The 21,597-nt window shown below is 67.6% G+C and carries 14 protein-coding genes; 3 read left to right on the forward strand and 11 right to left on the reverse strand.

Going from position 1 to position 21,597, the window contains the following annotated elements; translation table 11 throughout:
- Nucleotides 1–19: 19 nt before the first annotated feature.
- The 6 genes from trxB to AB0L71_RS17175 form a co-directional block, all read right to left on the reverse strand.
- Complete coding sequence (trxB, locus tag AB0L71_RS17150) at nucleotides 20–982, reverse strand: thioredoxin-disulfide reductase (RefSeq protein WP_365243288.1); 963 nt, start codon at nucleotides 980–982, stop codon at nucleotides 20–22.
- A 132-nt stretch (nucleotides 983–1,114) separates the two neighbouring features.
- On the reverse strand, nucleotides 1,115–1,348 hold the full coding sequence (locus AB0L71_RS17155; protein WP_365243290.1) for a hypothetical protein: 234 nt from the start codon (nucleotides 1,346–1,348) through the stop codon (nucleotides 1,115–1,117).
- Between the two features lie 752 nt (nucleotides 1,349–2,100).
- Nucleotides 2,101–2,802 carry an RNA polymerase sigma factor SigM gene (gene sigM, locus AB0L71_RS17160; RefSeq protein ID WP_365243292.1) on the reverse strand — a complete coding sequence of 234 codons (702 nt, stop codon included), beginning with the start codon at nucleotides 2,800–2,802 and terminating at the stop codon, nucleotides 2,101–2,103.
- 166 nt (nucleotides 2,803–2,968) lie between these two features.
- A complete protein-coding gene (locus AB0L71_RS17165) occupies nucleotides 2,969–4,687 on the reverse strand; it encodes a serine/threonine protein kinase (protein ID WP_365243294.1) in 1,719 nt (572 codons plus the stop codon).
- Nucleotides 4,688–4,813: 126 nt separating this feature from the next.
- Nucleotides 4,814–6,973 carry a murein biosynthesis integral membrane protein MurJ gene (murJ, locus tag AB0L71_RS17170; RefSeq protein WP_365243296.1) on the reverse strand — a complete coding sequence of 720 codons (2,160 nt, stop codon included), beginning with the start codon at nucleotides 6,971–6,973 and terminating at the stop codon, nucleotides 4,814–4,816.
- Nucleotides 6,974–7,022: 49 nt separating this feature from the next.
- Nucleotides 7,023–9,320 carry a DUF6049 family protein gene (locus AB0L71_RS17175; RefSeq protein WP_365243298.1) on the reverse strand — a complete coding sequence of 766 codons (2,298 nt, stop codon included), beginning with the start codon at nucleotides 9,318–9,320 and terminating at the stop codon, nucleotides 7,023–7,025.
- A 178-nt stretch (nucleotides 9,321–9,498) separates the two neighbouring features.
- Here AB0L71_RS17175 and AB0L71_RS17180 point away from each other — a divergent pair, with 178 nt between their 5' ends.
- Complete coding sequence (locus tag AB0L71_RS17180) at nucleotides 9,499–10,941, forward strand: CCA tRNA nucleotidyltransferase (RefSeq protein ID WP_365243300.1); 1,443 nt, start codon at nucleotides 9,499–9,501, stop codon at nucleotides 10,939–10,941.
- Between the two features lie 110 nt (nucleotides 10,942–11,051).
- On the opposite strand, the gene AB0L71_RS17185 is transcribed toward AB0L71_RS17180, so the two are convergent.
- The 3 genes from AB0L71_RS17185 to AB0L71_RS17195 form a co-directional block, all read right to left on the reverse strand.
- A complete protein-coding gene (locus AB0L71_RS17185; protein WP_365243302.1) occupies nucleotides 11,052–12,320 on the reverse strand; it encodes an MFS transporter in 1,269 nt (422 codons plus the stop codon).
- A gap of 124 nt (nucleotides 12,321–12,444) precedes the next feature.
- Complete coding sequence (locus AB0L71_RS17190) at nucleotides 12,445–13,527, reverse strand: inositol-3-phosphate synthase (RefSeq protein ID WP_365243304.1); 1,083 nt, start codon at nucleotides 13,525–13,527, stop codon at nucleotides 12,445–12,447.
- Nucleotides 13,528–13,588: 61 nt separating this feature from the next.
- Nucleotides 13,589–14,296 carry a helix-turn-helix transcriptional regulator gene (locus AB0L71_RS17195; protein ID WP_365243306.1) on the reverse strand — a complete coding sequence of 236 codons (708 nt, stop codon included), beginning with the start codon at nucleotides 14,294–14,296 and terminating at the stop codon, nucleotides 13,589–13,591.
- Between the two features lie 387 nt (nucleotides 14,297–14,683).
- Between AB0L71_RS17195 and AB0L71_RS17200 the strand changes: the two genes are divergently transcribed.
- Together AB0L71_RS17200 and AB0L71_RS17205 are read left to right on the forward strand one after the other, a co-directional pair.
- Nucleotides 14,684–17,377, forward strand: a complete 2,694-nt coding sequence (locus AB0L71_RS17200; RefSeq protein WP_365243308.1) for a transglycosylase domain-containing protein — start codon at nucleotides 14,684–14,686, stop codon at nucleotides 17,375–17,377.
- A 103-nt stretch (nucleotides 17,378–17,480) separates the two neighbouring features.
- A complete protein-coding gene (locus tag AB0L71_RS17205; RefSeq protein ID WP_365243310.1) occupies nucleotides 17,481–18,974 on the forward strand; it encodes a glycosyltransferase 87 family protein in 1,494 nt (497 codons plus the stop codon).
- Between the two features lie 72 nt (nucleotides 18,975–19,046).
- On the opposite strand, the gene AB0L71_RS17210 is transcribed toward AB0L71_RS17205, so the two are convergent.
- Nucleotides 19,047–20,078, reverse strand: coding sequence for an alanine racemase (locus AB0L71_RS17210; protein WP_365243312.1), 1,032 nt, complete (start codon nucleotides 20,076–20,078; stop codon nucleotides 19,047–19,049).
- A gap of 170 nt (nucleotides 20,079–20,248) precedes the next feature.
- A complete protein-coding gene (locus AB0L71_RS17215) occupies nucleotides 20,249–21,367 on the reverse strand; it encodes a peptidoglycan bridge formation glycyltransferase FemA/FemB family protein (RefSeq protein WP_365243314.1) in 1,119 nt (372 codons plus the stop codon).
- Nucleotides 21,368–21,597: the final 230 nt, after the last annotated feature.

The following is a 21,597-nucleotide window of genomic DNA, read 5'->3' on the forward strand; positions in this document are numbered from 1 at the left end:
GGGGTGGGTAGGGCGTGGATCAGGCGGTGGTCGCAGCGGCCTTCTCGCCGTCGGCGAGCGCAGCGAGGAAGCGTTCGGCGTCGAGGGCGGCCGAGCAGCCCGTGCCGGCCGCGGTGATGGCCTGCCGGTAGGTGTGGTCGACGACGTCACCTGCTCCGAACACACCGGTCAGGTTGGTGCGGGTCGAAGGAGCTTCGACCTTGAGGTAGCCCTCTTCGTCAAGGTCGAGCTGGCCCTTGAAGAGCTCGGTGCGCGGGTCGTGGCCCACGGCGATGAACAGACCGGTCACCGGGAGCTGGTACGTCTCGCCGGTCTTGGTGTTCCGAAGAGTCAGGCCGGACAGCTTCTGCTCGCCGTGCACTTCGGCGACCTCGCTGTCCCAGGCGAACGTGATCTTCGGGTCGGCGAAGGCGCGCTCCTGCATGGCCTTGGAAGCACGCAGGGAGTCGCGGCGGTGGACGATGGTCACCGACTTCGCGAAGCGGGAGAGGAAGGTCGCCTCTTCCATCGCGGTGTCGCCGCCGCCGACCACGGCGATGTCCTGGTCCTTGAAGAAGAACCCGTCGCAGGTGGCGCACCAGGAGACGCCGCGTCCCGAAAGGGCGTCCTCGTTGGGCAGCCCGAGCTTGCGGTGCTGGGACCCGGTCGTCACGATGACGGCCTTGGCGCGGTGCACCGTGCCGGCCGTATCGGTGACCGTCTTGATGTCTCCGGTGAGTTCCACGGAGACGACATCGTCCGGAACGAGCTCGGCGCCGAAGCGCTCGGCCTGGGCGCGCATGTTGTCCATGAGCTCCGGGCCCATGATCCCGTCCGGGAAGCCCGGGAAGTTCTCCACGTCGGTGGTGTTCATCAGCGCACCACCCGCAGTAACGGCGCCTTCGAACACCAGCGGCTTCAGTGAGGCGCGTGCGGTGTAGAGGGCGGCGGTGTAGCCCGCGGGGCCGGAGCCGATGATGATCACATTACGGACGTCGCTCACGGGTTCTTTCCTCGTCTCTGCAGACTGCCTACTGTCCACGTCTACTGGGGCCGATTCAACGACTCTCACCCCACCCAACGGATCCTACGGGGGATGCATTCCCGACGTGCCGGACGGCGTCCGGCGTCGTTCTCAGGGGCGTGGGTAGGTGTGAGTCAGCAGTAGCTCTCCCTTGGCGACGGACTCCTGGGCGGACTCCTGTCGGACGCAGGCCGCATCGACGACATACGCCTGAACGAGGGCCGGGTCGGAAGGGTGAGGCAGGACGACGAGAAGGGCGTCCACACCGTCGAACGTGCCTTCTTCCATGGCGAGGGCCGGAGTCTTCCGCCCGATGCCCCGCTCCACACAGGCAGGGACCGACACGGTCGGTGTGAAGGATGTTCGAGGGGATTCGGAGGCGCTGGAGTCGCTCGGGGAAGTCGATCCAGCCTCGCTGGATGGCGTCTGCTCCTCGGCGAGGACACCGTCTGAACCCGATGGCTTCGTGCCGGTGCTCTGGAGAAGCCGCTGGACCCGCCCCTTGAGTGCGGACTCCGAGAAGGGAGGTGAGACCTTTGCCGCTGAGCTGGAGCTATGGTCCGCCGCCTTCAGAGCGGCGGAGCTCTCCTGGGACGGCTGGACGTTCTGCATCATGAAAACGCTCACCGCGACCATGGCTGCACCGAGAACGGCCCCGAGTGCGACCGCGCGGCGTCGGGAGCGCCGGCCGGGTCGGCGGCCGGGGCGGCGGCCGGGACCGGTGGTCGCTCCGGGATGTCCTTCGGGGCGGCCGGGTCGGCGGCTGGGAGGACCGGCGTCTGCGTCCGGCCCCCGTACTGCGGAGCGCTCTGTTTCACGTGAAACATGCGCCGCGCCATCCGGTGCTGCGTTATGGAGGGCTTCGGCGGCAAGCGCGGCGTCGATACGGCCCGCGATGTCCTCGGGCATGTCCTGTGGTGCAGGCACAGTGCCAAGAAGTTCACGGATCTCCAGGAGGGAGGTCCGGACACCACCGCAGAGCTCGCAGCCGGCCACATGGTCACGCACCTCTGCCGCATGCGGGGCCGACAGCAGACCTTCTGTGAGGTCGGAGATTTCCGAAACATCCGGGTGCCGGGTGGTGTCGGTCGTTGAGGTCATGCTTGCCCACCTCCGCCCTTCACTGCGGCAGGATCGCTTGTCCCCGCATCCTTCGGTCCCGATGCGGGTGGGACGGACGCACGCGATGTTCGGTTCCTTTCCGCGGCGGGTTCATCGGCTGGGCCTTCGCTGCGGAGATGGGTGAGCAGAGGTGCCAACCGGGCCCGGCCTCGCGCGCAGCGGCTTTTCACGGTTCCGGTCGGGACATCGAGGATCCTCGCAGCCTCGGCCACGGGGTAGCCCTGCATGTCCACCAGGACCAGGGCGGCACGCTGCTCGGCGGGGAGAGTGGCGAGCGCGGCCAGAAGCTCGCGATGCAGGTCCCGGCGTTCTGCCGGCGCCTCGGCGGACTCGTGCGGCTCGAGAAGCCGCTCGAGGCGTTGGGTGTCATCGACCGGTGAAGTCTTGCGCGTGGCCGCCTTGCGAGCCCGGTCGAGGCAGGCATTGACCGTGATGCGGTGCAGCCAGGTGCTGACGGCGGACTGGCCGCGGAAGGTATGGGCGGCTCGGAAGGCGGATACCAGGGCGTCCTGGACGGCGTCGGCGGCTTCCTCCCGGTCTCCCAGAGTGCGCAGTGCCACGGCCCACAACCGGTTGCGGTGGCGCCGTACGAGTTCGCCGAAAGCGTCGGCGTCGCCGCCCACATGGCGAGCGAGGAGGTCTGAGTCGCTGAGTTGTTCCGACGGCTCGGCGGCCACCTCCCCCTCCCCCCTCTCTGTGTGTCGCGGTGCGCCTGTCTATCACGATGCGAGTGATCAGGGGCAGAGGTCAGGAGATGCGCAGTCCGCCAGAGGGATCGCAGGCCCGTCAGCGGGCGGACAAGCGCGAAAGGCCGGTGGGATGGACTCCCACCGGCCTGCTCCGTCAGCCGAGTACCGAGATCTCCGAGATCCCACCCCGATAGCCATGGGATGTTCCGTCCGATGGCAGTTCGGTGATGTGGATCAGGACGTAGCGCGTCCGTACGGGCTTGTCCCAGGTCTTCTTCAGTTCGGTCCCCACGGTTTCCAGTTTCGTGAGGCGCTGAGGGAAGTCCGAGAGTGCCGAGGGAGCGGAGGCGCCGGCATCGGCTGCAAGCACCTCGGCCTTCTGTCCACTGCGGAACATCTGGGCCTTGATGCCGGTGACGTCCTGAACGCTGCCCAGGTCGACGACTATGCCGCTGCCGTCCTTGCGGGGTGCGAGATTGCCAAAGTTCGCATAGCCCAGGTACTGAGGGGTGATCCAGGCGGTGGCGGCGTCGCCGTCGACCGCGTGGGGGACCTCCTTCTGGCTTATTCCCGAACCGCTGGGCATGAATTCCGTCGCATCGGCGATGCGCAGTGGTTCGGTCGAGGCCGGAGGCTTGTTGTCGCCGTTCGCCGGGCTGGTCTGTGTGGTGTCGTCGGACCCCGAGTCCTTGCTGCGGTTGATGAGCGTCTCGGCGAGCTGCCAGCTGCCGAGGCCCAGGGCGGCGATGAGCAGTGCGGACACCACCCACTTGAGGGCCTTGCCCGTACGGCTCTGGAGCGGGGCCGGCGGTGCGGCGATCACGGGTTGCGGTGCGGCACCGGGGCCTGCGGGCGGGTGTCCGTAGGTGCCCTGCTGGTAGGTCGTGCGCCGGTACTCCGGAGGCGCCGTGAAGAGGGGCTCCGGGGGACGGATGCGAGGTATCGCGGCCACGGCCTTGGCCAGCTCGTCCGGGGTGGTGCACGGCTGTTCCTGGCGGGACGCCGTGGCGCCGTCATTGGCCAGCGCACGCATGGCGAGCTCTGAGAGACCGCGGTGCACACCGGCCCGGACCTGGTCGGGGGCGAGCAGCCCCACTCCCTTGGGCAGTCCGGACAGTCCGTAGGCGTCCGTCTCGTACGGCCAGCGCTGGGTCAGCGCGGCGTAGAGCAGAGCACCGATGGCCTCGGTGTCCGCACGCTGGGGCCGGTCGGCGGTGATACCCCGCAGGGCGGCGTTCACCGCGAGGCCGCGGATCCGGTACTGCCCGGTCGAGCTGCGCAGCACCGCGCCGGGAGTCAGCCTCAGGTGCGCGAGACCTTCTCGGTGCGCGGCGGCCATGGCCTGGGAGACCTGGCTGACGAGCTGGTAGGCGTCGTGCGCGTCCATCGGCCCCGCGGCCAGCAGAGAGGTGAGCTCGGTGGCGTCGGGGAGCCATTCATGGACGATGTAGACGAGGTCGTCCTCCTCCACCGCGTCGAGTACCTGCACGAAGCGCGGGTCGCCGAGCAGGGCGGAGGACCGGGCTGCGGCCAGCACGGAGCGGGCTCGGGGGTGATCGGCGGGGAGCAGATGGACGCCCACCGCGCGGCGCAGCTTCTCGTCCACAGCACGCCAGCTGCTGAATCCGTCCAGACGGGTGACGCACTCCTCGAGACGGTAGCGTCTGGCGAGTTTGTGTCCGCTGTGCAGATCAGGGGTGGGCAGGGCGTCCTCGGTGCTGGTGCGCTCACCGTCCGTGTCCTGCGGCTCCGTGCCCGTTGTGTCCTGAGCTTCTGCCGTCCCGTCGGCCATGGCCTCGTCCGCCTTGGCGGCCAGCGGTTCATCCCCGCTGTTGTCGGCCACGTCGACGGCAGCCGTGCTACGTTCCGCCACCGTCGTTCCTGCCTCCCCATCCGTTGCGCGATGCCAGCAGCTCTGCACAGTCACGCCAATTGTGCCCACACTTCGGCGCAATGCACGACACGCAGAGGGCGGTGATGGTTGTGCAGTCGATGATCGTCAGCGCCCGAGCCGCCCTCGCACCATGCCGACCATGCCGTTGATCTCCTCGATCCGCATCCGCTTGGCGGCGACGAAGAAGACCCCCAGCAGAACGGCCCCACCGAGGATCAGCGCGACGAGGGAACCGAAGGCACCTTCGCCGAGGCCCAGGAGAACGGCGAAACCGAGACCGCCACCGAGCACCGCTGCCGGGATGGCGGCCAGGCACAGACGGGCATAGGTGCGCACGACGTGGGCGCCGTCCAGATCGCCGCCCAGCCGGTTGCGCAGCCGCCGCCAGGCGATGCCCACGCCGACGGCGTAGGCGAGCCCGTACGAGGCGGCCATGCCGACCACGGCCCACTGGGCCGGCAGCACCACGTAGCAGAGGGCCGAGGCGGCCGCGTTGACCGCGGCGACGATGACCGTGTTGTAGAAGGGGGTCCGGGTGTCCTCGTAGGCGTAGAAGCCGCGCAGGACCACGTACTGCACGGAGTACGGGATCAGGCCGAGACCGAAGGCCATGAGGATGAAGCCCATGGAACGGGCGGCTTCGGTCCCCGCGGAGGAGTACAGAAGGGTGCACATCGGCAGGCCGAGAGCGAGGAACGCGAAGGCCACCGGCACGATGGCGACGGCAGAGTTCCGCAGTCCCTGGGAGATGTCGTCGCGAACGGCGCCGGGATCGTTGTCGTGGGCGGCCCGGGAGATGCGCGGCAGGAGCGCCGCCATGACCGACACGGTGATGATCGCCTGCGGCATGCCCCAGATGAGCTGAGCGTTGGAGTAGGCGAGGAAGCCGGTGCCGTCCTTGCCGGACAGTTTGCCCGCCGAGGTGGCGAGCTGTGTGACGACCAGGACGCCGGCCTGGTTGGCCAGGACGAACAGGACGGTCCACTTGGCCAGCTTGATCGTCTTGCCGAGTCCGTGGCCCTTCCAGTCGAAGCGCGGGCGGAAGCGGAAGCCGGCCTCACGCAGGTACGGGATCATGGCCAGGGCCTGGACGACAAGACCGAGCAGGGTGCCGATGCCCAGGAGCCGGACACCCTCCGGCGGGATCGTCTGGACACCCATCCGGGATTCGGCGGAGGTGCCGTAGACCCAGATGAACATGCCGAACGTGAAGATCATGACGATGTTGTTGAGGACCGGAGTCCACATCATCGCCCCGAACCTGCCGCGGGCGTTGAGGATCTGCCCCATCACGACATGCACACCCATGAAGAAGATGGTCGGCAGGCAGTAGCGGGCGAAGGTCACCGCGACACTGTTGGCGGCCGCGTCCCCGGCGATCGTCGGCGACATCAGGTGGATCAGCCAGGGGGCAGCGAACACGGCGATCGCGACGATCACACCGAGAGCGACCATCACGAGCGTCAGCAGCCGGTTGGCATACGCCTCGCCGCCGTCCTCGTCGTCCTCCATCGAACGGACGAGCTGGGGAACGAAGACCGAGTTCAGCCCGCCGCCAACGGTGAGGATGTAGATCATCGTCGGCAGGGTGTACGCGATGGTGAAGCTGTCGCCGAGCAGTGCCGCCCCGAGGGCGGCGGTGATCACGAGGCTGCGGACGAATCCGGTGAGCCGGGACACGAGCGTGCCGGCCGCCATCACCGCGCTGGACTTCAGCAGGCCGGAGGCCCGGCCGCCAGATTTGGGCGGTGCGGGCGCCGGGGTCGGCGTCGGCTCGGACGGAACGGGGGAGGAGCCCGTCGGGCCCTCCTGGTCCCGGAACAGGTGGGCGAAGGCATCCGGCTGTTCTTGGTCCTGGTATGAACCGCCGACGAGATCGTCCACACCGACGAACTGGGTGGTCGCCGGGTCGTCACCGTAAGGCAGGTGCCGCGAGGGCCCGTCGGGCTCCGGCGGAGGGGTCTGAGCCCAGATACGAGGATCGGGCGCGTACTGCGCCGCGGGCGGCTGCTGATAGAGCGGCTGGGGCTGCTGGTAGGTGCCCGGCGGTGGCGGTGGATGTGCTGCGCGGTCGTACAGCGCCTCGGTCACCGGGTCCTGGACGGACAGATCCTGGGCCCGGTAGGGGTCGTGGTCGTACGCGGCCTGGAGGTACGGATCGGGAGCCGGCGGAATCTGGTCAGGCCCGGGAGGCAGTGGGGGCCCGCCGGGATACCCGGCTCTGCCCGCACCTTGACCGTGGTCACCGTCGTACGGCGCGCTCATCGAAACCCCACCTCATCGTCCCTGACCGACCGGCCACGACAGACATTGCTCAACGTTCCACTTTCTCACCCGAGTCCGATGGAGCCCTGCTTTCCGGACTGGTGTCCGGAGTCGGGTCACTCGGCTGCTCGGGTTCACCTCCGTTGTCACCGTCGGTGCCATCGGCGTTGGCCCGCTTGCGCTGGGTGTACATCCTGATGCCCGCGAGGACCAGAAGCAGCAGCCCGCCGGCGATCACCAGCAGGACGGTCGGGGTGACCTCCGAGACCTTCACGGTGAAGTGCATCTCTCCGCCGTAGGGCGTGCCGTCCTCGGTGTAGAGCTGTGCGGTCATCTGCACCTGGCCATTGACGTTGGCCGCGGCATCGAACTTCACGGACTGGCTGTGCCCGGCGGCGATACGGATCGGCCGCTCCGCCACAGCACCGCCGTCGTTCAAGTTGAGCCGGGTCGCGTTCTCCGACTTCAGCCGGAGGACCAGATGGTCCACACCCTGCAACAGCCTGTTCTGCACGGTCACCGGGATCGTGGCGCTGCGCCCGGACAGGGTGACGTCCGACTTCGAGATGATCTGTACCTCGTTGACGAGGCTCTGCAGATAGGTGCGTACCGAGTCCCGGTACTGCTGGGCCTCCAGCGGCCTGCCACGCCACGAGGTCGACATGGACCGGTTGACGGCGTTGCCGAAGGGCGACACCACCCGCTCGGGCTGCGTGAGGATGACCTGGAAGTTGTTGAGCGACACCTGGGTGGACTTGATGTCCTGGAACGCCTGGGTGGGCAGCTCCTGGCTGCGAAGCTTCTTCGGGTACTGGGACGACCGCGGGATGGTGGTCGTCGCGTCCGAGTCGGGCTTGGCCTCGGCCGCCTCCACGAGCCCGAGGGGCTTCGTCCAGCGTCCGTCGTCGAGGGCGTGCAGGGCGGTGGCCATCGACTGGGCCTGGGCGGCCGTCGGCATCCTCTGTGGTGCGACGACGATGCTCCGTTCCTCGTCGGTGTCCTGTTCGGACAGGGCGAGGGTCAGAGCGAGGAACTTCTGCACGGCCAGGGTGGAGCTGCCGGCTTTCGACATGTCGCCCTCGAAGGCGGTGGAGAGCCGGGCATCGGAGACCACCGCGGTCGTCCCGCCGCCGATCGGCCGGGCCGCGGTCGGCGTGTACGACAGACCGCCGGTCTCCTCGAGGCTGTCGCTGCGGGCGATCACCTTGTGGGCACCGGCCGAGGTGGCGACGTCGACGATCGACGGGTCGATGGCCCCGTCCACAGGCCACGCGAAGTCGGTCGACGGCTTCACATGAAGGACGGTCTGCACCGTTGACCCGGCCAGTTCGGTGGCGGTCTGCAGGTGGCTGAGAGCGCCCGACACGTTCTTGCCGCGATGCGCGAGGGACGCCAGATCGGGGTCGGCGAACGGCAGCGCGACGACCTTGCTGTCGGAGACGGCGGCCTCCAGCGAGGTGAGCCACTTCTTGGCGACGGCGTGATTCTTGCCGGTGACGGTGGTGTCACCGGACTTCACGCGGTAGCCCGTCGCCATGGCGTCGACGCCGGCCAGCAGATCAGGGTCGATGACCCACGTCACAGGCAGCTGACTGCCCAGCGAGACCATCTGCTCCAGGCGGCCGCCGGGAGCGAGTTCGGCGGCCAGGTCGTCGTCGGCGAACACGGGTGTCTGCTGATCGTCGGAGTTGGTCTCGGCAGTGACATGGGCCGATGCGATGAGTGGCCAGAGATAGGTGATCTTCGTCCTGGAGTCACGTTCCTCCTCCTGCCAGGGCAGGAAGGTGCGCTGGATCCCCAGGACATGGTCGTACGGAGCGTGCGCCGTCTGTCCCGTCAGGGAGACACCGAGTTGGTAGACGCCGTCGTCACCGAGGTCCAGCTCGTCGACCGGGACGGACAGGGTGAAGTCCTGGCTTGTGCCGGAACGAAGCTTCGCGAACTTCACGGTGTAGGCGCCGCCGAGCGGGGCGGGGTCGCCGCCGGGGACATAGCCGGTGCGCTGGGCAGCGGTGTCGATCGACGTCCGGCCGAAGAGCCTCGAACCCACCCGCAGATCGACCTGCGCCTGCGTGATCGTGTCCTTGCCCCTGTTGGTCACGGTGCCGGCGACGGTCAGCGTGTCGCCCTTCACCGGTGCACTCGGAGAGACGGTGTCCAGCGAGACCTTGACCGTTTCGGAGCCGGTGGGGGTCTTGGCGGGCACGCCGGCTTGTGCGGCAGGAGCGGCCGGTACGGCCAGCAGAGCCGCCACGAGGGGTGCCCCGATGATCAGGGAAGCTGTGCGCCGCAGCCACCGGCGTGCAGGAGAGGGACCGATGCCCTGATTGTCTGCCGCCTCGGCCACGCGCCTACCCGTCCCTCGTCGTCTACTGGTGTCGATGGTTGTCGGTTGCTGCGTCCCCGCATGGTAACGATGCGCGCGGCAGGGACGTGCTGCGGAGTCCGCTCCATGATCGGAGGAGTCTTGCAGCGGGATGAAACCAGGGCGACCGGGCCGGTCCGGGCACGTACCCTTTTCTGTTGTGTCGAACGCCAAAGAAGACAGCTCCCGTGCCCTGACCCTGGTGCAGCACCGCGCAGTCAGCGAACTGCTGCGGGTGTCCCCGGTCGCCGATGACCTCGCCGACCGTTTCCAGGATGCCGGATTCAGTCTCGCTCTGGTCGGTGGCTCGGTCCGGGACGCGCTTCTCGGCAGGCTCGGGAACGACCTGGACTTCACGACCGATGCCCGCCCGGAAGCCGTACTGAAGATCGTCCGGCCGTGGGCCGACTCGGTCTGGGAGGTCGGGATCGCCTTCGGCACCGTGGGTATCCAGAAGGACGGTTACCAGATCGAGGTCACCACCTACAGGTCGGAGGCGTACGACAGGAACTCGCGCAAGCCCGAGGTGTCCTACGGCGACTCCATCGAGGAAGACCTCGTCCGTCGTGACTTCACGGTCAACGCGATGGCCGTAGCCCTTCCGCAGAAGGACTTCATCGATCCCCACGGTGGCCGGGAGGACCTTGCCGAGCGGGTGCTGCGTACTCCTGGCACCCCCGAGGAGTCGTTCTCCGACGACCCGCTGCGCATGCTCCGTGCCGCCCGCTTCGCCGCCCAGTTGGACTTCGACGTCGCTCCCGACGTGGTCGCGGCGATGACGGAAATGGCCGGGCGAATCGAGATCGTGTCCGCGGAGCGGGTCAGGGAGGAACTCAACAAGCTGCTGCTCTCCGCCAACCCCCGCAAGGGGCTGGCCCTGCTCGTCGATACGGGGCTGGCACAGCAGGTGCTGCCGGAGCTCCCGGCGCTGCGCCTGGAAAGTGATGAGCATCACCGTCACAAGGATGTCTACGAGCATTCGCTGACTGTCCTGGAGCAGGCGATCGACCTGGAGGAGGACGGCCCGGATCTGGTTCTGCGCCTTGCTGCTCTCCTTCACGACATCGGCAAGCCGAGGACGCGGCGCTTCGAGAAGGACGGCCGTGTCTCGTTCCATCACCACGAGGTGGTGGGCGCCAAGATGGTCAAGAAGCGGATGGCGGCACTCAAGTACTCCAATGACATGATCAAGGACGTCTCGAAGCTCGTGGAGCTGCATCTGCGTTTCCACGGTTACGGCGACGGCGAGTGGACCGACTCCGCGGTGCGTCGGTACGTGCGTGATGCGGGCCCCCTGCTGGAGCGCCTGCACAAGCTGACGCGATCGGACTGCACGACGCGGAACAAGCGCAAGGCGGCCGCTCTCTCACGGACCTACGACGGACTTGAGGAGCGCATTGCGCAGCTGCAGGAGCAGGAGGAGCTGGATGCCATCCGGCCCGACCTCGATGGCAACGAGATCATGAAGATCCTGGGGGTCGGTCCCGGTCCGGTGATCGGCCAGGCCTATGCGTTCCTGCTGGAGCTGCGGCTGGAGCATGGGCCACTGGGGCATGACGCGGCGGTCGAGAAGCTCAGGGCGTGGTGGGCCGCACAGAACTGAGCGGCAGGAGCACGAGGCAAGGAGTGGTCATGTTTCACGTGAAACATGACCACGCCCCGTTGTGGCAGGGGGCGTGTTTCACGTGAAACGGCCCGCCGCCGAAACATGCGCTAGAACGCCCTGTCGGAGCGGCTCCATCGGAACAGCATCGCGGCAGCGACTGCGTAGAGCGCGGCCACCCAGATCACCACGATGAACGAGCGGCCATCAGGCGGCAGCATCAGGGCGACAACCGCGGCGGCACCCACGAACGCCACGTTGAACAAGACGTCGTAGAGGGAGAAGACCCGCCCGCGGAAGGCGTCGTCCACCGAGGTCTGCACCTCCGTGTCCGTCGCGATCTTTGCCCCCTGGCTGATGAGGCCGAGGACGAAGGCCGCGAGGAGTGTCGGCACGGGGAGGAACCACAGCCCCAGCGCGGGTTCGAGGACGGCGGCCGCCGCCGCGCACACCGCCATCCAGCGGAACCGGCCGAGCCGTCCCACCGCCCAAGGTGTCACCAGGGCAGCCATGAAGAACCCCGCCCCGGAGACGGCCACCGCCAGTCCGAGGAGCGCCAGGCCCTCGGACTCGCTGTCGGACCAGGCATACCGGCACAGCATCAGCACCATCACCGTCAGTGCCCCGTAGCAGAAGCGGATCACGGTCATGGCGGCCAGTGCCTTGCTTGCTTGCCCCCGCTCCGCCAGATGACGCAACCCGTCGGCCAGCCCTCGTGCCGTGATGGTCAGGGCTTTTCCCAGGCGTATGCGGGGCCCGTCCGGATCCGGTCCGAGGAGACCGGTGGCCAGGCTCAGGGACGTAAGCGCCGAAGCCAGGTAGAGAGCGGCGCCTAGCAGCACCACCGCGGCATCGGAATCGGCGAGCACCACCCGCACGATGACGGCGATACCGCCGCCGGCCGTGGCAGCGAGCGTGCCGGCGGTCGGAGAGAGCGAATTCGCCAGAACCAACCGGTCTCGGTCGACGACGCGCGGCAGTGCGGCCGAGAGTCCCGCGAGCACGAAGCGATTGACCGCGGTGACACACAGGGCCGAGGTGTAGAAAAGCCAGTCGGGTGCGGAGCCGAGGATCAGGAGTGCGGTGCAGCAAGCGAGAGCGGCACGCAGCAGATTGCCGTAGAGAAAGACCTGACGGCGTGGCCAGCGGTCCAGCAGAACACCGGCAAAGGGACCGATCAGCGAGTACGGCAGCAGGAGAACAGCCATCGTCGAGGCGATGGCCCCCGCAGATGCCTGTTTCTCCGGGGAGAAGACGACGTGGGCCGCCAGCGCCACTTGGTAGACGCCGTCGGCCGACTGCGAGAGAAGCCGTACGGCGAGCAGACGACGGAAGTTCCGAAGGCGCAGGAGTACGCGAAGATCACCTACGACTGGCATGCGATCAAGGGTCACATACGGCGAGGGTCCCCGGGTGGATGCCCCAGGGACCCTCGTGTGCGCGGGGCGGCGGACGCGTTGCCGCACGCCGCCCCGCCGTGTCGCCGTACCGTTTCCGGTCGCGTCAGTTGGCGACTTCGCCCTTGATGAACTTCTCGACGTTCTCGCGGGCCTCGTCGTCGAAGTACTGGACCGGCGGGGACTTCATGAAGTAGGAGGACGCGGAGAGGATCGGGCCACCGATGCCGCGGTCCTTTGCGATCTTCGCGGCGCGGACGGCGTCGATGATGACACCGGCGGAGTTCGGGGAGTCCCAGACCTCGAGCTTGTACTCGAGGTTCAGCGGAACGTCACCGAAGGCGCGGCCCTCGAGGCGCACGTACGCCCACTTGCGGTCGTCCAGCCAGGCCACGTAGTCCGACGGGCCGATGTGGACGTTGTTCTCACCGAGCTCGCGGTCGCGGATCTGAGAGGTCACGGCCTGCGTCTTGGAGATCTTCTTGGACTCCAGGCGCTCACGCTCGAGCATGTTCTTGAAGTCCATGTTGCCGCCGACGTTCAGCTGCATCGTGCGGTCCAGGATGACGCCCCGGTCCTCGAAGAGCTTCGCCATCACGCGGTGCGTGATGGTCGCGCCGACCTGGGACTTGATGTCGTCACCGACGATCGGAACACCGGCCTCGGTGAACTTGTCCGCCCACTCCTTGGTGCCGGCGATGAAGACCGGGAGAGCGTTGACGAACGCGACCTTGGCGTCGATGGCGCACTGCGCGTAGAACTTCGCGGCGACCTCGGAACCGACGGGCAGGTAGCAGACGAGGACGTCGACCTCGCGGTCCTTGAGGACCTGGACGACGTCGACCGGGGCCTCGGCCGACTCCTCGATGGTCTGGCGGTAGTACTTGCCCAGGCCGTCGTGGGTGTGGCCGCGCTGGACGGTGACGCCGGTGCTCGGAACGTCAGCGATCTTGATGGTGTTGTTCTCGCTGGCACCGATGGCGTCCGCGAGGTCGAGACCGACCTTCTTCGCGTCGACGTCGAAGGCGGCGACGAACTCGACGTCCCGCACGTGGTAGTCGCCGAACTGGACGTGCATCAGACCAGGCACCTTGCCGGCCGGGTCGGCGTCCTTGTAGTACTCGACGCCCTGGACCAGCGAGGCGGCGCAGTTGCCCACGCCGACGATGGCTACGCGAACCGAACCCATTCCGGTTGCTCCCTGTGTGTAATGGATGTTCCTGATGAAGTCCCGCGGATCTGCGGGGACCTCACTTCGAGGGGTCGTCGGACGGATCCGGCGGGGTGTCACCCCGGTGCCGGGGCAGGCCGTCCGTCTCTCCTGCGGTGTTCTGCTGAGCTTCGCTCCCGGGCGAGGACCGTCGCTGATCCCGTCCCGACCGCTCGCTCTCGATGAGCTCGTTCAGCCAGCGCACTTCGCGCTCCACGGACTCCATCCCGTGTCGCTGCAGCTCAAGTGTGTAGTCGTCGAGGCGCTCGCGAGTGCGGGCCAGGGAGGCACGCATCTTCTCCAGGCGCTCCTCCAGCCGGCTGCGCCGACCCTCCAGCACGCGCATCCGGACCTCGCGCTCCGTCTGCCCGAAGAAGGCGAAACGCGCCGCGAAGTGCTCGTCCTCCCAGGAGTCGGGGCCGGTGTGCGAGAGCAGTTCCTCGAAGTGCTCCCTGCCTTCCGCGGTCAGCCGGTAGACGATCTTGGCGCGACGCCCGGCCAGTGAGGAGGCAGGTGCGACCGCACGGCCGGGCGTGGGCGGAAGGGCGGCTGGAGAGCTTCCCGGTTCCTCGATCAACCAGCCGTTGGCGACCAGCGTCTTGAGGCAGGGATAGAGGGTGCCGTAGCTGAAGGCGCGGAAGATCCCCAACGAGGTGTTGAGGCGCTTGCGCAGCTCGTACCCGTGCATGGGGGATTCACGGAGCAGACCGAGAACGGCGAATTCGAGGATGCCTGAACGTCTGCTCATTTCCGCCTCCTTCTCTTCCGGTGCTCCTGTGAAGCCCTGCGCCGAGCCGTTGTGTCGAGCTGATGTATCGAGTCGATACATCATGACGATAGATCGGCCGCCGCGTTGCGACAAGGGGAGTCATCGTGAACGGCGTCACATCGTGAATTCGTAGGAACCGACTTGCGTCGTTTGAGGTGAAGTTCGGTCCTAGGAGGGTTTTGACCGTGCGTAGTCTGTGCGGCATGCAGACCACCGGGAACCGTGAGACGCCTGTACGCGTCAGCCTTCGCGGACTAGTCGGATGCGCTGCGGACGAGCCTGTCGCAGGGTGGGTCCGCGATTCGGGAGACCGGATCTCAACTGCAGCTTCCAGGCGTTCTTGCCTGCCCGAGGAGTAGTCGTTCCATGAGCGAGCACCGTCGCAAAACGCCGCAACCGCAAGACGGTGGGCGTGCAGCGGCCAGACGAGCCGCCCAGCAGTCCTCAGGACGCCGCGCCGCTCCATCACGCGGAGTAACGTCCGGTTCACCCTCCGGTTCGTATGGTGAGGACCGTCCCTACGGCGGACGGGCCGAGGCCAGACGGGCCGCCCAGCGGGGCGCTGGGGGCCGGGGCGGCAGCGGCGGCGGAGGAGGCCGACGTCGCGGTGGCGGAGGCGACAGCGGATACGAGGGCCCGGGCCGGGGGCGTGGCCGCGGCAGCCAGCGGCCCGTCAAGAAGCGCTTCATCGACTACCCGCGCGCCGGGAAGTACGGCCTGCGGCGCTGGGTGCCGTCGTGGAAGCTGGTCTCGGGTCTCTGCATCGGGTTCCTCGGCCTCCTCATGGGTCTGGCCGGCATCGCGTACGCGATGGTGGCCACGCCGAAGGTGAAGGACACCGCGACTGCGCAGAACAACGTCTACTTCTGGGACGACGGCACGCAGATGGTCGCCACCGGCGGCGAGACCAACCGTCAGATCATCGGCTACGAGCAGATTCCCGCGGCCATGCGGAACGCGGTCATCTCGGCCGAGAACAAGTCCTTCGAGCACGACCGGGGCATCGACCCCATGGGCATCGCCCGTGCGTTCTACAACATGGCCACCGGCGGCCAGACCCAGGGCGGTTCGACGATCACCCAGCAGTATGTGAAGAACTCCTACCTGTCCCAGGAACAGACGCTGAGCCGGAAGTTCGAGGAACTCTTCATCACGCTCAAGGTCGCCAACAAGATGGACAAGAAGGACATCATTCGCGACTACCTCAACATCTCCTACTACGGCCGGGGCGCGTCAGGGCTCCAGGCGGCGGCCCGTACGTACTACAACAAGGACGCCAAGGACCTCGACCCGAGCGAGTGTGCGTTCCTGGCCACGCTGCTCAAGGGAGCGACCTACTACGACCCGGCCGGCGCCCCCGAGATCGATGAGGCAGAGGCGACCGCGGCGAAGAACACCGAGCGGGCCAAGAAGCGCTGGAAGTGGATCCTCGACGAGGAGGTGAAGGACAAGCGCCTCTCGGCCACGGAGCGCGCCAAGTACACCGAGTTCCCGATGCCCAAGCCGCCGAAGAAGAACGCCCAGCTGGGTGGCCAGACCGGCTACCTGGTCGACCTCGCCAAGAACTACTTCCTCAACAACAACGACCAGGGCATCACGGCGGAGAAGCTCGCCCAGGGCGGCTACGAGATCCACACCACCTTCAACCGCAAGAAGGTCAAACAGCTCAGCGCCGCGGTCCAGAAGGTCTACGACACCAAGATCGATGAGAAGCAGCGCCCCGAGACGGACACCCACGTCCAGTTCGGCGGTGGTTCGGTCGATCCCGAGACCGGTGCCATCGTGGCCATCTACGGCGGCCAGGACGCGACCAAGCACTACACCAACAACGCCAACCCCACAGGTGCGCAGGTCGGTTCGACCTTCAAGCCGTTCGTGCTGGCGGCAGCGATGGAGTACGGCAAGCGCGATCCCTCGCTCGACGCGGACCAGGATGCCTCACAGCGCCAGAAGGTCTCGCCGCTGAGCATCTACAACGCCGACAACAAGCTGAAGATCAAGAACTACGACGGCACGGTCTGGACCGACGAGAACGGCAAGGAGTGGCTGCAGACCAACGACGGCAACGAGTCGAAGGGCAACATCACCCTTCGTGAGGCGATGCAGTGGTCCGCCAACTCCCCGTACGTGCAGCTCGGCATGGACGTCGGCACCGACAAGGTGAAGGACGTTGCGATAGCCGCCGGCCTCAAGGACGACAGCAGCATGGCGGACTCCCATGTGCCGTCGTTCTCCATCGGCACCTCCTCACCCAGTGCGATCCGTATGGCGGGTGCGTACGCGACCTTCGCCGCGAGCGGTCAGCAGCGCGATCCCTACTCGGTCACCGAGGTGAAGTACGAGGGCAAGGCCATCTACCGGCACAAGGACGTCACCAAGCGCGCCTTCGACCCGGAGATCGCCGACAACGTCACCGACGTCCTGAAGAACGTCGTCGAGCACGGAACCGGTACCCCCGCGCAGCTCACCGGCCGTGAAGTGGCGGGCAAGACGGGTACGACGGACGACAACAAGTCGGCCTGGTTCGTCGGCTACACCCCGCAGCTGTCCACGGCCATCAGCATGTACCGACTGGACGACGACGAGAAGAACAAGGATCGCAAGTTCGAGAAGATGTACGGCACGGGTGGCGAGAAGACGATCCACGGTGCCTCGTTCCCGGCCCAGATCTGGCACGACTACATGTCCGAGGCCATGGCGGGCAAGCCGGTCAAGAACTTCCCGAAGGCGACACCGATCGGTGAGAAGGTCTACGGCGGCGGCGCGTCGAGCCCCAAGCCGACGCCCAGCGTGACGGCGTCGCCGTCGCCGTCCCCGACGGTGCCGGAGATGCCGACGATGAGCCCGTCCCTGCCCGAGCCCGAGCCCAGCGACACCTGTAACGCATGGGACTGGAACTGCCAGAGCGACAACGGCGGAACCAACTCCGGCAACTCGAACGGAGGGGGCAACGACGGGGCCAGCAGTACTCCGACGACATCCACCTCGCCACCCGGCAACGGGAACGGCAATGGCAATGGCAACGGCAACGGTGGCCTCTTCGGGGGCTCGACGGGCTGATGCCTGCCCGGCCGGGCAGACCGGCCGCGTCCTGAGGGCCGCCGCACCACACGGTGCGGCGGCCCTCGCCGTTTCCACAGCCCCGTACGGCAGGATGTGCGGCATGCCAAGCGCAGAAGACACGAGTGTGCACCGGGAACTGCCCGTCGTACGGCCCACGCACCAGGACGAGGTCGCCGAGGCCGGCAGCGAGCTCATCGGCGGCCGGTCGGGGCGCCGGTCGCGGATCGGCGGCACGGCACTGACGCCCGTGGCCGTCGTCGCGCTGGTGGCCCTCGGGATGTTCGCGCTGGGCATGGTGCAGAAGCTGCCCTGCTACAACTGGGCGTGGTTCAGGGGCGCCGGTTCGCAGTACACCCACGCCTGCTACTCGGACATCCCGCATCTGTATGCCGCCCGTGGTTTCTCCGACGGTCTCCTGCCGTACTTCGACCGGCTGCCCGGCGACATGCAGTACCTGGAGTACCCCGTCCTGACGGGCGCGTTCATGCAGGTTGCGTCCTGGCTGACACCGGGCGGATCCCTCCAGCACCGTGAGCAGCTGTACTGGATGGTCAACGCCGGCATGCTGATGATCTGCGCCGTCGTCATCGCCGTCTGCGTCGCCCGTACCCACCGGCGCCGCCCCTGGGACGGGCTGCTGGTCGCCCTCGCGCCGGCCTTCGCGCTCACCGCGACGATCAACTGGGACCTGCTGGCTGTCGCGCTGACCGCTGCGGCGATGCTCATGTGGTCCAGGGGACGGGTGCTGGCGTTCGGCATCCTCATCGGGCTCGCCACCGCCGCCAAGCTCTACCCCGTGTTCCTGCTGGGGCCGGTCTTCGTGCTGTGCTGGCGTGCGGGCAAGTGGCGGGAGTTCGGTTCGGCGACGCTCGGCGCGGCGATGTCCTGGCTGGTGGTGAATCTGCCGGTGATGGTCCTCGCCCCCGAGGGGTGGAAGAAGTTCTACACCTTCAGTGAGGAACGGGGCATCGACTTCGGTTCGTTCTGGTTGATCATCACCCAGCGCACCGGAAAGAGCTTCGAGGTCGCGACCGTCAACACCGTCTCGACCCTGGCGACGCTCGTGCTGTGCGCCGCTGTCGGTGCGCTGACGCTGACGGCACCGCGCAGGCCGCGCTTCGCGCAGCTCGCCTTTCTCGTCGTCGCCGCCTTCATCCTCGTCAACAAGGTCTACTCGCCGCAGTACGTGCTGTGGCTGATCCCGCTGGCCGTCCTGGCCAGGCCGCGCTGGCGCGACTTCCTGATCTGGCAGGCATGCGAGGTCATGTACTTCCTGGGCATCTGGATGTACCTCGCGTACACGACGAGCGGGGACAAGCACCAGGGACTGCCCGCGGAGGGCTACCACCTGGCGATCGCCCTGCACCTGCTGGGCACGCTGTACCTCTGCGCCGTGGTCGTACGGGACGTTCTCATGCCGGAACGGGACGTCGTACGGCGTGACGGCAGCGACGATCCGTCCGGCGGTGTGCTCGATGGGGCCGAGGATGTGTTCGTGCTGGGGCGGGCTGCCCATCCGGCGCGGCACGCCGCACCCGCGGTCGAGGGACCGCGGGTGGAATGGGGCGCGCCGCATGACCCGGCCGTCGACTGAGCCGGGCGCTTCCGGAGGCAGGGCCCCCGGAAGAGCCCCAGCGCGTGGTGACCGGCCGACGAGACGGTCGGACTACCGGTCGACCAGGCGGTCGAACTGGGTGGTGGTGTGGCGCAGATGGGCCACCAGTTCGTCGCCGACCTTGGGCTCCTGCGCATCCGAGGGGACGAACAGGATCGACACCTGCATGTGCGGGGGCTCGGCGAACCAGCGCTGCTTGCCGGCCCAGACGAACGGCGACAGGTTCCGGTTGACGGTGGCCAGACCCGCCCTGGCGACTCCCTTGGCCCGCGGCATCACACCGTGCAGGGCCTTCGGAGCCTCCAGCCCCACGCCGTGCGACGTACCGCCCGCGACGACCACCAGCCAGCCGTCCGAAGCGGCCTTCTGCTGGCGGTAGCCGAAACGGTCGCCCTTGGCGACGCGCGTGACGTCCAGGACGGCGCCCCGGTACTCCGTCGCCTCGTGATCGCCCAGCCACAACCGGGTACCGATGCGGGCGCGGAAACGGGTCTGCGGGAACTGCTGCTGGAGCCGGCCCAGCTCCTCGGCGCGCAGATGGCTGACGAACATGGTGTGCAGCGGCAGCCGGGCCGCACGCAGCCGGTCCATCCAGCCGATGACCTCCTCGACCGCGTCGGAGCCGTCCGCGCGGTCCAGCGGCAGATGCAGGGCGAAGCCTTCGAGACGTACGTCCTCGATGGCGGCGTGCAACTGCCCGAGCTCCTCCTCCTTGACTCCGTGGCGCTTCATCGAGCTCATGCACTCGATGACGACCCGCGCGCCCACCAGGGCATGCACCCCGTCCACGGAGGACACGGAACGAATCACGCGGTCGGGCAGCGGCACCGGCTCCTCGCCCCGGCGGAACGGGGTGAGGACCAGGAGATCGCCGCTGAACCAGTCCTTGATGCGGGCCGCCTCATAGGTGGTGCCGACGGCGAGCATGTCGGAACCGAAGCGGATGGCCTCGTCGGCGAGCCGCTCGTGACCGAAGCCGTATCCGTTGCCCTTGCAGACCGGGACGAGGCCGGGGAACTGGTCGAGGACGGATTTCTGGTGCGCCCGCCAGCGCGCGGTGTCGACGTAGAGGGAGAGCGCCATGGCCGTCCGGAACCTTTCTGGTGGCTGGGGTGTCGGAGTGTGCGGAGCTTGTCGGAACGCCGGCCGCGGAACCCGTGGAGGGCTCTGCCGGATGCTGCGCCGACTCGGAGTCCCCATTGAAACCAATGAAGCCGGTTTCGTCACCGGGCGACGCCTGTCGGCGACGCGTGTCAGCGACGTGACATGTAGATGTCCAGCGCCTTGTGCAGCAGCTTGTTGAGCGGGAAGTCCCACTCGCCGAGGTACTCGGCGGCCTGCCCGCCCGTGCCCACCTTGAACTGGATCAGACCGAAGAGGTGGTCGGTCTCGTCCAGCGAGTCGGAGATGCCGCGCAGGTCGTAGACGGTGGCGCCCATGGCGTACGCGTCGCGCAGCATCCGCCACTGCATCGCGTTCGAGGGCCGGACCTCACGCTTGTGGTTGGCGGACGCGCCGTACGAGTACCAGACGTGCCCCCCGACGATCAGCATGGTCGCCGCCGCGACGTTCTCGCCCTCGTGCCGGGCGAAGTACAGACGCATCCGGTTGGGGTCCTCGTTGTTGAGCGCCGTCCACATGCGCTGGAAGTAGCCCAGCGGACGCGGACGGAAGCGGTCGCGCTCCGCCGTTATCTCGTAGAGCCGCTGCCACTCGGCGAGATCCGCGTAACTGCCCTGGACGACCTCGACGCCGGCCTTCTCGGCCTTCTTGATATTGCGTCGCCACAGCTGGTTGAAGCCCTTGTGGACGTCCTCCAGCGACCGGTTCGCCAGCGGTACCTGAAAGACGTAGCGGGGCTGCACGTCACCGAAACCGGCGCCGCCGTCCTCGCCCTGCTGCCAGCCCATCTTCCGCAGCCGGTCCGCGACCTCGAAGGCGCGCGGCTCGATGTGGGTGGCCTCGACGTCCCGCAGACGCTTGACGTCCGGGTCCTGGATGCCCGACTTGATGGCGGCCGCGTCCCAACGGCGAATGACGACCGGCGGACCCATCTTCACGGAGAAGGCGCCCTGCTGCTTGAGATGCGCCAGCATCGGCTGCAGCCACTCGTTCAGATTCGGGGCGTACCAGTTGATGACCGGGCCCTCGGGCAGATAGGCGAGATAGCGCTTGATCTTGGGAAGCTGCCGGTAGAGCACCAGACCGGCGCCGACGAGCTGTCCGTCCTTGTCGAACCAGCCCAGACTCTCCGAGCGCCACTCGGCCTTGACATCGGCCCATGCCGGGACCTGCATGTGGCTCGCCGCAGGCAGATTCTGGATGTACGCCAGATGCTGCTCTCGGCTGATGGTCCTCAGGGTCAGGCTCATGCGGGGCGCTCCTCGGCAGGTGTGTCCCCATCGGTCAGGGGCTCCGGCTCTCGCGCCGAAGCCTACTGCGAGCTGGGGCCGCGCCGTCTGGCCGTATGGGACCTTGCAGAACCGTGCTGCCGGGGCAGGGACGACCCGCACGGGAGACGGCCGGTGGTGCCAGTCCCAGTGTGGCCGGTCGCCCTCTCAGGCCGGCTACCCGTCGTCGCCTTGGTAGGCCATCACCCCAC

Source organism: Streptomyces sp. NPDC052052, from assembly GCF_040680455.1.
In the GTDB taxonomy this organism is placed as follows: domain Bacteria; phylum Actinomycetota; class Actinomycetes; order Streptomycetales; family Streptomycetaceae; genus Streptomyces.